10 protein-coding genes are annotated in these 13,068 nt (G+C 63.7%); 3 read left to right on the forward strand and 7 right to left on the reverse strand.

The features are described from left to right. Positions 1–116 precede the first annotated feature (116 nt). Complete coding sequence (locus tag AC6I6S_RS19930; RefSeq protein ID WP_497952673.1) at positions 117–1,814, forward strand: asparagine synthase-related protein; 1,698 nt, start codon at positions 117–119, stop codon at positions 1,812–1,814. A gap of 24 nt (positions 1,815–1,838) precedes the next feature. Here the strand turns inward: AC6I6S_RS19930 and AC6I6S_RS19935 are convergent, their stop codons facing one another. Further along, positions 1,839–3,866, reverse strand: a complete 2,028-nt coding sequence (locus AC6I6S_RS19935) for a cation:proton antiporter domain-containing protein (protein WP_497952816.1) — start codon at positions 3,864–3,866, stop codon at positions 1,839–1,841. A 294-nt stretch (positions 3,867–4,160) separates the two neighbouring features. Here AC6I6S_RS19935 and AC6I6S_RS19940 point away from each other — a divergent pair, with 294 nt between their 5' ends. Both AC6I6S_RS19940 and AC6I6S_RS19945 read left to right on the forward strand, forming a co-directional pair. Continuing rightward, positions 4,161–5,186, forward strand: coding sequence for a DUF1616 domain-containing protein (locus AC6I6S_RS19940; RefSeq protein WP_497952674.1), 1,026 nt, complete (start codon positions 4,161–4,163; stop codon positions 5,184–5,186). 136 nt (positions 5,187–5,322) lie between these two features. Further along, a complete protein-coding gene (locus AC6I6S_RS19945; RefSeq protein WP_497952675.1) occupies positions 5,323–5,544 on the forward strand; it encodes a hypothetical protein in 222 nt (73 codons plus the stop codon). 117 nt (positions 5,545–5,661) lie between these two features. Here the strand turns inward: AC6I6S_RS19945 and AC6I6S_RS19950 are convergent, their stop codons facing one another. The 6 genes from AC6I6S_RS19950 to AC6I6S_RS19975 all read right to left on the reverse strand — a co-directional run bounded on the left by AC6I6S_RS19950 (position 5,662) and on the right by AC6I6S_RS19975 (position 13,063). Then, on the reverse strand, positions 5,662–6,636 hold the full coding sequence (locus AC6I6S_RS19950; protein WP_497952676.1) for a glycosyltransferase: 975 nt from the start codon (positions 6,634–6,636) through the stop codon (positions 5,662–5,664). Further along, entirely contained in the window at positions 6,633–7,718 is a 1,086-nt protein-coding gene (locus tag AC6I6S_RS19955) for a DUF354 domain-containing protein (RefSeq protein WP_497952678.1), read from the reverse strand. Before AC6I6S_RS19955 ends, AC6I6S_RS19950 begins: the two co-directional genes overlap by 4 nt. Continuing rightward, complete coding sequence (locus AC6I6S_RS19960; RefSeq protein WP_497952679.1) at positions 7,715–8,803, reverse strand: glycosyltransferase family 2 protein; 1,089 nt, start codon at positions 8,801–8,803, stop codon at positions 7,715–7,717. Before AC6I6S_RS19960 ends, AC6I6S_RS19955 begins: the two co-directional genes overlap by 4 nt. A 417-nt stretch (positions 8,804–9,220) precedes the next feature. Continuing rightward, complete coding sequence (locus AC6I6S_RS19965) at positions 9,221–11,215, reverse strand: ArnT family glycosyltransferase (protein WP_497952680.1); 1,995 nt, start codon at positions 11,213–11,215, stop codon at positions 9,221–9,223. 71 nt (positions 11,216–11,286) lie between these two features. Continuing rightward, positions 11,287–12,369, reverse strand: coding sequence for a DUF354 domain-containing protein (locus AC6I6S_RS19970; protein WP_497952682.1), 1,083 nt, complete (start codon positions 12,367–12,369; stop codon positions 11,287–11,289). A 115-nt stretch (positions 12,370–12,484) separates the two neighbouring features. Beyond that, positions 12,485–13,063, reverse strand: coding sequence for an acyltransferase (locus AC6I6S_RS19975; protein WP_497952683.1), 579 nt, complete (start codon positions 13,061–13,063; stop codon positions 12,485–12,487). Between the last annotated feature and the right edge of the window lie 5 nt (positions 13,064–13,068).

Consider the following 13,068-nt stretch of genomic DNA (forward strand, 5'->3'; position numbering starts at 1 on the left):
ATGACTCCGACGGGTGTATCGGGTGCTGATGACGACGGTGGGTGCCGTCGTCGAGTCGCGGTCCCAACTGCGGCGTCGAGCACACGTCGGGCACGCGGTCTAACCGCTATCCAGCTATGAACAAAGAACTATTCGGCGTCTTCGGAGATCGGGAGGCCTTCTTCCGTCACCGATCACGACGTCAATTCGACGAAATTCTCGAGGGTCCGACACTGACGGTAGGAGTTCGAGATCCCGGTCTCGGCATCCCGAGCCGGAGCTCGGTCGCTGAAGACGATGACGGCTGCTGTGTCGTCTGGGGGGAGGCGTTCCCCCCGAACTCGGCCGGTGCCAACACCGCCAGCTGGCTGCTCGAGAGCTACCGGGAGTACGGAACCGATGCCCTCTCGGTACTCAACGGCTCTTACATCGCGGTGATCGACACCGCGGACGAGACGATCGTTGCAACGGACCCGATTCGATCGTGGGAATGTTTCTACACGGACGCGGCCGGCGCCCGCACGTTCGGAACCGACGCAGCCGCCGTCGCGCGAACGACGGATCGACATGAGGTGTGTCGGGACGCCCTTCGCGAGTTCATGCACATCGGGACGGTCTTCGGTGAGAAGACGCTGCTCGAACCCCTCAAACGGGTGCCGTTCGACGGCTACCTCACCGCCGACGCTGTCGATACGCTCGAGCGATTCGTCTACGATCCCCAGGAGTTCGACTACGTCGACGAGCTGGTTCGTCGGCTTCGACGCGCGATCGCCCGCCGATCGCGAAACCCCGGTCGTGAAGGGCTGCTTCTCTCTGCCGGCTACGACTCCCGGCTGCTCCTCTCGCAGGTGCCATCGATCGAACACTGCTTTACGATCGGCACCGCGGATAACCCGGAGACGGAGGGGGCACGGAAACTGGCAGCGCAGTACGGCACCGAGCACACGGTGTTCAAACCTGACGAGCGCTACCTGATGGCGGGGCCGGAGAAAACCAGGTACTCCCAGGGGATCAAGGAGTCCCTGCACATCCACCACGCGGGATACACGGACGGAATCGACGTGGACACGATGTATCACGGCCTGCTCTGTGATACGTTACTCTGCGGCCACTTCGTCGAGCGCAAAAACGTCGACCTCTTCGGAAAGCAGCTCCCGCTCTCCCAACTCGAGCCGGATCCCGACCCGGTCCAGGTGCTCACCGACCGCCTCGGCTACGTGCCCGAGCACAGCGAGACGGTCGCTCGCTGTACCAACATCGACGGCGACCCCCACTCGTTCGTCATCGACGCTCTCGGCTCGGAGCTGGTTACCTACTACGACCGTGCGGACAACGTCCACAACCGGCTGGACTGCTGTGGGATCGCCAATCAGCCGACGGTTCCGTTTCGGACCCACCTCGCCGACAACTACCTCGAGTCGATGCTCATCACCGACGTCGAACTGCTCGACTGGCATCTGACGACCCCGCCGGAACACCGGAACACGCGAACGTTCCTCGCGGCGATCGAACAACTCGATCCGGACATCCTCCGCCACGCACCGCCGGACCGCCCGCACAAATCACAACTCCTCAACGCAGTCCAGGGCTTCGTCCGCAAGAAGACGCCGTTCGTGCAGTCTCCACAGGGTGCCTGGCCCGACCGGATCGAAGTTTTCAACCAGTACAACCTGGACCAGCGCCTGTTCCCCGACCGGGCGTACCTCCACGAGCTACCACCCCGACACAAGCTCCGGGCGAACGACGCCCTCGGCTGGCTCGATCACTGCGTGTCGGCCGACCTCAGGACCGAGAAGTTGCTCGCCCCCAGCTACCCGTCGGCGGCGCTCGATTGAGAGCCCCCAGGACCGTACTATTGGTCAGTCGATACGGAGATACTGGCGGTCGTATTCCGGTTTCCCCTGTCTCGGATGAATCGTAATGAACGATGCTGGCGGAAGCTCCGCCAGTCGCTGCGGAAGGTCCGAGAGCTCGCCATGCCAGCCGACGTCTCCCTGACGGGGCGAAATCGTTACGATCAGATCGTCTTCTTCGGCCTGTGCCTCGAGTGTGGGCAGTAGCTGCCCCCAGTCGTCGACCCCCTCGAACGTGGCGGAGACCTCCTCTTCGACCAGCCCGAACAGCTGCTCGAACTGACGCGGGTTCCCCTCGACCACGAGAACCGTCATGGGGATTCCAAGGCTCGCGGCCAACCGCTTTGCGATGTGGACCGCCTCGTAGAACCCCTCGTGGTGGTCGGCACCGATCGGGACGACGACGAACAGCCGTTTCGTCGTGTTGATCGGGTGGCCCAGCCGCGAGATAAGTACTGGCAACGACGTTCGCTCTAACACCTGATCGATGATGCTCCCGAAGATGCGGTGACTGAACGACTGCGTGGCGTCCCACCCCATCAGGATCTGATTGGCCTCGACCTCGAGGGCGCCCTGGACGATTCCGCTCGCGACGTTGTGGTTGACGCGGGCTTCGGTGTGAACCGGCGTTTCGGCGGCGCCGCCGATCGCAGCGACCCCCTCGAGTTCCCCGCGGACCTCCGCGATCTGGCTTTCGGCGTCGCGGCTGCTGTCGGGCTGGACGACCGTGAGGACGTGTACGGGCTCGCTTCCCCGATCGCCTTTGAGGACGAACGAGAGCTCGAGTAGCCGCTCCTGGAGCTCTGCGTGGTGTGAGAGCGGGAGCAGGATGTTCGGATCGGTTACACTGTCTTCGCCGCCCTCGACCTCGCGCTCGAGTGCGAGTTTCGTCGCGGCTCGCTCGGTGAGCCACGGACTCAGAAGGGCGGTTACCAGCAACATTAAGACCACGGCGTTGAGCACCTCGGAGCCGAACAGCCCCGCCTCGAATCCGATAAGCGTGATCGCGAGCGCGGCGGCGGCTTGCCCGGTCGAGAGCCCGAAGATGACGTTTCGCTCGAGGTCCGTGTACCCCTGAACGGTGGCAACCAACTGGGCGGCGATGGCTTTCGAGCCGACCATGACGACGATGATCACGGCCGCGATCTGAAGCGTTCGCGGCCCGTCGAGGATCACGGATGGATCGACCAGCATCCCGACGTGGAGCAGGAAGAACGGGATAAAGAAGGCGTTCCCGACGAACTCGATGCGGTTGATCAGCGTTCCACCGGCCGGAATCAGCCGATTCAACGCGATCCCGGCGACGAACGCGCCAAGAATCGGCGAGAGCTCGAGCACCTCGGCGAGGCTGGCGGCGGCGAAGATCGCTACCATCACGAACAGGAACTCGAAGTAGCTCTCCTGGCTGAAGGTCTGGAAGAACCGCCTCGAGAGCGGCGGGATGACGAACCACGCGCCGCCGAAGAGGATCGCCAGCGAGAGGAGCACGCTGGCGAACAGCCAGACGGTGATCCCGTCGGCGACGGCGCCGGTGACGATCGCGAGCACGATCAGTGCGAGCGTATCCGTAAAGAGGATTCCGCCGAAGACGGCGGTAACGGCGCGGTTTTTCGTCACGCCGAGTCGGTTGACGATCGGGTACGCGAGGAGGGTGTGAGACGCGAACACCGCAGACAGCAGCAACGAGGCGTAAAAGCCGAGGCCGAGGATCGTGTAGCTCGCAACTGCTCCGATGGTGAACGGCAGGAAGAAACTCGCCAGCCCGAACAGCGCGGCGTTTTCGGGTGCGTCCTTGAACCCCTGGAGGTCGAGTTCGAGGCCGACGGTAAACAGCAGGTAGATCAGGCCGACCTCTCCGAGAAGGACGATCGCGTCGGTGTGATCGACGACGCCGAACGCGTTCGGTCCGATCGCCGCCCCGACGAGAACGATGCCGACGATCCCCGGTTGCCCGAGCCGCTTGACGACCAGCGGTCCGACGAGGAAGACGGCCATCGCGATCGTGAAGATGAGCACCGGCTCGTCGAGCGGCATCTCGAGTCCGGCGACCAGCGGATATGCATCTCCGATCACGTGTTCTCCTGCTCAGGGGGCTTCGTTCGCCCGGTGACTCGGCGATCGATTCAACCTGTCTCGACCGCTCCGCGACGCGACGACCGCTGGCGGCGTCCTGCGACTGCGTTCGTCTCGAAACGATGTCTAGTAGGGTAATAAGTCGTCGGTTTCGAAATATCGTGCGTGAATCGGATCCTCCCGGACAAACCGGCGAAACGGACGTTCGACTTATTCCGCACATAATAAACCGCCCCCGCTCGTTATCTACGTCCAATGAACGAGCCCGGTCGATTGTGGTTTGTGGATCTCCTGGTCGTCCTCGCGTACTCCGCGGGGGCAGGAGCCGTCATTTACACAGGTGTTGGCGGCGCGCTGCGAGCGATCGCAGCGTTGCCACTCATTCTGTTCGTTCCAGGCTACCTGCTCATGGCGATTCTCTATCCGTCGATGCACGATTACGATCCGAACGCCAGGGAGGACGCGACCGAACGGACGGGGAACTTACTCGAGCGACTCCCCTACGACTACATGCTCGAACCGGTCGAACGGGTCGGGCTCTCGGTGGTGTTCAGCCTCGCAATCTTTCCGACGATCGTGCTCGTCTCGCACTTCACGCCGTACGGTATCACGCTGTTTCCGATCCTCGTCGGACTCTGTGCGACGATCGGGCTTCTCACGCTGATCGCGTTCGTCGTCCGCTTTCGCGTGCCGGCGGAGCAGCGCTACGCGCCGTCGGTGCTGTTGTTCAGTGCCGTTCTGTTCACCCGGAACCAGGAGTCCCGATCGCGTCCCCGCCGACGGGACGACGCCTCCCTCGGCGTCTACAACGTCCTGTTCATCGTGAGCATCCTGATCGCTACCATCGGCTTTGGCTACATGATCGCGACGCCGGCTGACCACGACGAGGCCTACACCGAATTCCACGTCAACACGGGCGGGGTCGACGGCGATACACAGACGTGGTACCCCGCCACGTTTACCGCGGGCGAAACCGCAGAGTTCCCCGTCTCGATCGTGAACTCGGAGGGCCAGGACGTCGAGTACACGGCCGTCGTCCAGCTACAGCGCGTCGAGGAGGATCCCGAGTCCGTCGAGGTGCTCGAGGCCGACGAACTCGACCGCGAACAGATAGCCGTCTCTGACGGCGAACGCGCCAACCACACCCTGACGTTCGAGCCGACCATGGCCGGCGACGACCTCCGGCTCGTGGTGTTGCTCTACGACGGCGAAGTTCCCGACAGCCCGTCCGAAGAGAACGCCTACCGGGCGATCGACTTCCGCGTGGCAGTCGACGGCTAACCGAAACCGAGTCGCGCGACCGCTTCGTCCGTCTTTTGTTGTCTCGGTTCTGAACGTCGTCGACGGTCGGCCCTCGAGTGGCGCGGTCGGCGACCCTACCGGAAAGCACTTGATGACGCACCGACCCGTAGCCGGTATGATCGGTGCGGACCCGACCGGCGCGTTCAGCAGCGTCCAGGCGGTCGTCGTGGGAATCGTGTTGCTCGCGATCTTCGGAACCCTCGGGCTCTCCGTACTCGGCCTGCCGGTCGAACTGACCGGCGTCGTCTTCATCGTTCTCTTCGTCGTTCTGCTGGCGGCAGGCTGGTCGCGCATCGAGCGCGTCCATCCACGACACGGCCAGTCGGACCGCGAGTGAGAACCCGCGTCGCGTCGTACACGTACGACCGCGTCTACCGCCGTCGCTACCTCTCGTGCATCGGCCGGGAACACGCCGATTCGAGACGACTCCCGTCCGCAAAAGAGGAGTTCGGGGTTACCGGTCGTCGAGGACGCTCCGGTACACCGCCCGCACGCGCTCGCCCGAGGTCTGGAGGTCCAGTCCGTCGATCCGTTCGCGGCCGTCCGATCGGGGTCGATCGCGAGCGACCGCCTCGAGGCCGTCGACCAGTTCGTCGCTGGACGTACACACGTACGAGTGTGAGACGTCCTCGAGGGTTTCGCGGACGAAGCCGACGTCGGTCGAGACGACGGGGACGGTGCACGCGGCGGCCTCCTTGACGACCATCGGACCGCTCTCGCGCTTCGAGGTGACGAGGACGGCGTCCGCCGCGTTCATGTAGTACGGGACGTCCTCGTAGGGAACGTCGTTCAGCGTCCGCAGGTCGATTTCGGCGTCGGCGGCGCCGACGACGTGTTCGGCCAGCGGGTAGTTCTTGACCTCTCGACCCGCCTTGTAGGGAAACAGTGCGATCGGCTCGTCGGTTTCCCAGCCGACGTGTTCGCGCGCCCGCTCCCGGTCGATCGGTCGGAACATTTCGGTGTCGATCCCCCAGGGGATGAGATGTGCCGGCATCGACAGCGACTCGCCCATGACCCGGGAGGGAACGATGACGGCGTCGCTCAGCCGTGCCGAGAGCCGGCTGAGCCGGGGAACGAACGGGTGATCCATCATCAGATCGGAGCCCCACAGCGTTACCACGCTGGGAACCGAGGGCTGGGCGATCGCGAACGGCCCCATCAGCCCGTAGTGGGCGTGGACCAGGTCGTAGTCGCCCCGGAGGTGATCGAGCACCTGCGGATAGTACTTCGCGTAGTCGACGGCCGAGCGCGTCTCCTCGGTCGAGTGGATGCCCGGAACCGTCAGCGTGGTACACTCGACGTCGAGGTCTTCGAGCACGTCAACCTGCGTCTCGAAGAACGACCGCGGGGTGTTGACCAGCTGTAACACCTTCATCTCGGCGGCGCGAGCGGTCGTCGCCGTCGTCGCTTCTGGCGTACGAGCGGTCATAGCTGTGGTGTAGACGGCTGCCGGTCGCCGGTGACGACGGCGGGTGGCTGCCGCGAGTCGGCGACGTCCTCGAGCAGTTCGAGAACCACGTTCGTCGTGTCCACCTTATCGGCGAGCAGGCGCTCGTGACGAGCGGCCCAGGGGCCGCCACCAGGGGCGTCGAGGATCTCGACCGCCTGCTCGAGGGCGGCGGCCTGGCCACCCTCCTCGGGGAAGTTGTACAGCAGTCCGTACTCCTCCTCGAGTTCGTCCGTGTACCCCATCGTCAGACTGTTGACGTACACCGCGGGGGTGCCGAGGCTCGCACACTCCGAGGCCATCGTCGCTCCTTCGCCGAGGAACAGGTCGGCGTAGGCGAGCAGGTGGTGGATCTCGTGTGGTGGAACCGTCGCGCGGCAGCGCTCGAGCTCCCGAGGCAGGTCGATTTCGGAGGTGATGAGCACCTCCGCACCGGCGTCCTCGAGCCGGTGGACGACCTCGCTCACGTCGTCGAGGCCGGTCGCCCCGATGTCGTGTGAGGAGTCCCAGCCGTTGAGGCGAACGACGGCGATGGTGTCCTCGGGGTCGACGTCCATCGAGTCGAACACGCTCGGGTCGGGGGTGAACCGATCCGGATGAAGGTAGGCGAGTTCGTGATAGCTGGGGTAGGTCACCTGCTGATCGCCGATCCGTTCGGTGTAGCACGTCGGCGTACAGACGACGTCGGCGACCGGGTGGGTGATCGTGTTGATGAGCGTCGCGTGCTCCGTGTCGGTGAAGACGACGCTCTTCGCGTCCAGGAGCTTCGCGACGTGTGCGGCGGCGACACCGCCGATACCGGTGATCACGTCGGGATCGACGCGGCGGGCGTACTGGAGCAGCCGCCACTCGTAGGTCGCCTGGACGACCGCCAGCTCCGCGAGCGTGCCGCTCTCGCCGGCCAGTACGGTGTGGTCGATGTCGTACCGGTCGAGCAGGTCGACGGCGATTTCCTTGTCGCGGGCGACGACGTGGACCTCGTGACCTCGTTCCTCGAGTTCGCCGATCACGTGCTTGTAGAAGTGGACGTGCCCGGGATGCTGGATCGTAACGATGAACCTCACTGGACACGCACCTCGAGGGGCTCGCTCTCGCGCATGTCGTAGATCATCGCTTGAATCAGCGCGTACGTCCCGATCGCCAGGCCGAGCACCGACGAAACCGCCAGGGTCGTCGAGGCACCTCCGAGAAGGGCGGTGACGAGCGTCGCGCCGGCCAACAGCGCGCCGACGCCGGCAAAGGCCGCGCCGTGGAAATACAGCAGCGCCAGCGGGTGGAAGTTCATCAGGAGGTACTTCTGCCGGAGCCGCCAGAGGAAACTCGAGAGCAGCAGCTTCGACAGCGTCGGGACGAACGAGCGGTACTTGATGTGGCTCGTCTCGTCGCCGTAAACCGCCGGAATCGCGACGTCGGCGACCCGCAGATCGTGGACGTTCAGGTGAACGAGCAACTCGTTCGCGAAGCCGTAATCCTCGTACAGCGAATCGATGTCGACCGTCTCGAGCGCCCGGTGTGAGATCGCCGTATACCCGTTCTGGGGGTCCATCGTCTTCCAGTAGCCGCTGGCGATCTTCGTCAGGAACGACAGCAGGGAGTTGCCGAACAGCCGCCAGGAGGACATCGACTCGCGATGGTCGGGGTACAGGAGCCGGTTCCCCTTCGAGTAGTCCGCGTTACCCGAGGTGATCGGGTCGAGGAGGTCCGGCAGGTAGCTCGCGTCCATCTGGTCGTCGCCGGCCATCACCGTGGTTATGTCGACGCCGTCGGCGAGGGCTCGCTTGTAGCCGGTCTTGATCGCGCCGCCGACGCCGCGATTTTGCCCGTGCTGAATCGGGACGACGCGATCTCCGTCGCTTCCCGTCTCCGATGGAAGGGTGTGGTCGGCGTCGCGGTCCGAAACCGACGCCGTCGCTCCCTCGCTCGAGGCGGCCCCTGCACCGTCGGTGTACAGCGAGCCGTCGTCGGACCGGTACTGTTCGTTGACCTGTCGGGCTGCGGTCTTGATCTCCTCCCAGGTGTCGTCGGTCGAGGCGTCGTCGATGACGTAGAGCCGGTCTATGTAGTCGGGGACCGACGCTATCACGTCGCCGACGAACCCCTCCTCGTTGTACGCCGGGACGACGACGGCGACGCTGTGTCCCTCGTACATTATCGGTCCTCCGGACGGGACGTGTCGTCCGCCGTTCGTGTCGTCTCCATCGTGGGTCGAGTACGACGATCCCACAGTGGCTCGTTCGCTGACGATACGCACTCGTTCATTGTCGGTCGAACAGGGGACCTCCGCGCACCTTATTATAGACCGCACAAGGGTCGGCCTTACGAAGCAGATAACGTGAGTTGCAGCGACCTGATTCGGATCTTCGATCCTACTAAACAGTTCAGCGCCCACAGCTTCGGAATCCGCTCGGTTTTCTCGGGTACGTTCAACGACACCTCCCGGTAGTTTCCCGTCTCGACGGCGAACTCCTGGCCCGATCACGGATTCTCGACACTGTTTCGTTCGCGACAGCGGTCGGCTGCCGGCGCCGAGGGCCGACCGATTGTTAGCAGACTCGAGCCGACGCGATCAGGAACCGCTGGGCCCCATCGCCTGGCAGAGCCGCACCTCCCCGTTGTCGTACAGCGTGCTCTGGTCGGCACGACAGAGTCGTTCCTCCGGGATGTCCATGTTCACCGGGTGATTCCGATCCTGGAACCACGTTGCCCCGTCGGAGTGGAGGGTACGATAGAGCGTGAGATCGTGTGTTACCGGCTCACTCTCGTTGATGTGGGCATAGTTGGTTTGATAGTTGTTGGTTCGATGGATCATCGTCAGGTAGGGCTGATCGGTGTGAATCAGCTGATCCTCCCGGATCTCGCTCCCGTTGGGCGATCCAGTCATCACTCCGATGCTTTCGGCGGCGTCGAGTTCCTGTTCGGTGTAGCCGAGTCGTTCCTGCTCACCGGGGAACGTGGGGTTGTCTATCGCTGCATTTCCGGACAACAACATCATCGAGGGAAACACGAGCACGAAGACGACGAGTACGGCGACGAATACGGTCGGATTCACCTGTCGGGCGAGGAATCGAACACCGATCGCGCCCGTGATCGCAAGCAGCGCGTAGAGGAACGCGAACCATCGGCTGGGGATGAAGTTCACGATCCCGAACAGCGGCAACACGAGGACGAACACGAGCATCACCGAAATCGCTGACAGTAGCGTAAACGCGGAGTGACTGGCCCGCTGGCGCTGCAGGAGGTACAGACAGCCGATGGTCGCCAACAGCAACAGCAACAGGAAGCCGAGTTCGTCGATGTAGGTCGCGACCTCTCCAGCGATCGTCGAGGTTTGTGCGACGGCTTCTACCTCCCCGTCCTCGGTTTGCCGGGTGCTCTGGAGGTTGAGCAGACCCGAGTTCGCGATCGAGTCGGCAAAGAAGTCGAGGATCGTGGTGAGGAAGTTCGAATCTTGGCCCTGGTACGGGGTTAGCGACCACATGAAGGTAATGAACCCGAGATTGAACACCAGCAGCCCGGAGAGGTTGACGGTGTCGGGGATGTTCGAAGTTTTCGACGATCGGGTCGACGGGAGGTCGAACAGTCCCGTCGAGAGCAGGAGTTTGCCGACCAGCCCCGCTCCGAGCAGGACGAGCATGATGAACGACGACACCTGGTGGGTGAGGATGATCGCCACCGACAGCAGGATGAGCAGGAAGAAGTCCCGCGTCTTGTAGTCGGAGTGGAGAACGCGAACGAGCACGTAGAGGAACGCGAGGAAGAAGACGAGGCCGAGACTGGTTGGGATGACGTGAATTCCCCAGTGGATAGCGTAGTCGGAGACGGCGTAGAGGCCGGCGGCGAACAGTGCCCACCGGGTGGGAACGAGCAGCCTGGCTGCCATGTAGACCAGTATCGCCGAGATCGGCATCGCCAGCCCGACGGTCAGAAAGAGCGCCATCCGCGGCGGAAAGTCGAGTAGCTGTGCGGCACCGACGACGAGCAGGTGGAAAAACGGCGCTGCGAAGTGCTTGTCGTGACTGATCGCCGCAAGCGACTCCTCGGCGTGAATATCGCCGACGAAGTGGACCATGTGCGTCCAGACGTCGACGCCGAAGTATGTCGTCGTCGTGAACACTGCTGCAAGTCTGACGACGGCGGCGAGCGCGACGATCTGAGTCAACACGATCCCGGGAACGAGGTCTTCGTTGTGTGCGAACAGTATCTGCACCAGGATCAGCGACGTCAGAATCGCAGCGATGTCAAAAAACAGTATGTTCCTGCCACCCATCAGCGTCGCCATTACGGCGAGGACGCCGACCCCGAGCATCACGATGCTTGGGGCGACTCGAACGACCGTCGAGGGGAGGACGGGAAGCGCGTTCGACGCCTGGTGTTCGCCTCGAGCCGCGAGCAGGTACAGCAGACAGGCCAGTCCGAGGATTATCGGGATCAGTTCGATGAGGATCTGGCTCACGAAAAACCGTAGCGGAAACAACAGCAATGCGACGAGCAGCCCGATGGCTGCGACGTCGATGTCGTACCGCCGGTTTCGTAGCTGATGGCTCATCCAGCTACCGACCATCGGCCACACCTCCGACCGCGTGAACCTGGTCGTACATCGAGTCAGTCGACGGCTGGGCGTTGTTCATCGCGTTACCTCGAGTGGGTTGCATCTGGGATCGATTCGGAATCTGTCCGCGCTGGCTGGTTCGTCTCGAGCAACGCGGTAACAATGATGGTCGTCATATCAAACGTTTCGGAAAGGAGTCGCTCTCGCCGCCGTTGCCACGTCGATGGCGCCTCCTCGAGTACGGTGACGGCGGTCGCGAACGCCTCTGCACGTGCGTTACGGCCGTCGACGGTGAAGACGAGGCCGTATTCGTCCTCGAGTTCGTCGGTATCGCGCCGGCCGTCGTCGCCGACGGCGATCGCCGGCGTTCCGAGCACGGCGCTTTCGACCGCGGTCGTCGTGGTGTCGTCGATGACGAGATCGACGGCGGCGAGCGCGTCGTATCGCCGGTGTGGCTCGATCGTAATCCGCCGCTGTTCGAGGCTGTCCGGAAGTGGGGTCGCTGCGTCGATCAACACCGTTGCCCCCTCCCGTTCGAGGCGGTCGACGAACTCGACGGTCCGTGACGTCTGCTCCTGGTCAGTGCTCACCTCACCCGTCGCCGTCCAGGAGAGGGGTGAGAGAAGGACGAGCTGATCGCCGTGGTCGACTGATTGGCCGAGCTCCTGACGGATACGTCGATCCGGAGTGAACGTGTTCGGATGGAGGTAGGCGAGCTCCCGGTAGCTGGAATACTCCGTCACGTCGTTCATTCCGGCTTCGCTCCGTTCGGGAGCGTAGATCGCGTCGACGAACGGCAGTGCGAGCCGTTCGATGAACCCCGTTCGTTCGGTGTCGGTGAAGACGACGCTTCGCGCTCCCACGAGCCTCGCGACGTGACCGACGGCGACCGCGTTCACCGCCGTCATCACGTCCGGCTGCACTCTGCGGGCGTGTTTCAGGAGCCCCGCTTCGTATTCGACCTCCGTGCGCGCCAGTTCGCCGAACCCGTCGCCAGCGCTCGCCAACCCGACGTACGGTATCTCGAATCGCTCGAGTAACTCGAGCACCGCCCGGTCCCGTCGCGCGAAGACGTGAACGTCGTGGCCGTGCTGTTCGAGTTTTCGGATCGCGTCTCTGAAAAAGTGTACGTGATCGGCACACCGAACGGTGACGACGACTTTCACGCGACCGTCACCTCCAGGCATCGATAGCCGAGTGGGGTCGTGGACGCGGCGAGCGCCTCGGGCGACGGAGCCGGTGCTAAATGGGCTCTTACAGCCGTCTCACCGCGTTCGTCTCTCATATGTCGTTCGTCGCCTGAAGATCAGCGGGCAGTGATAGGTGTTCGGCCGGTGCACCGACGGCCAGCGTCTCCGCCGGGACGTCTTCGGTGACGACCGCCCCGGCCGCGACGAACGCGTTCGCGCCGACCGTCCGCCCCGGCAGAATCGTCGCGTTCGCACCGATGGAGGCGCCGTCCTCGATCGTCGGTCCCTCGAGATCGACGTCCTTCCGGACGGGGTAGGGATCGTTCGTCAATACGGCGTGTGGACCGAGGAAGACGTTCGAGCCGATCGTCGTGTCCGTCGGGACGTAGACGCCGGACTGGATCGAGACGTTCGAGCCGACAGCCGTGGTGCCGTCGATCACGCTCCCGGTTCCGACGAGCACGTCATCGCCCAGCCGAGTTCGTTCGCGAACGAGGGCGTTGTGCCCCGTCGTGAACCCGTCGCCGATACTCACGTCGGCGTAGACGATCGTTCCCGAGCGGATCGTCGCATCGTCGCCGATTCGGGCCGGCTCTCCGAAGTGATCGTAGCCGTAGCCGACGGTGGCACCCTCGTCGATCGCCGGATTGTCACCGGTGGTGTAGGACATAGTAG

The sequence above is a fragment of the Natrononativus sp. DTA114 genome (assembly GCF_059736515.1).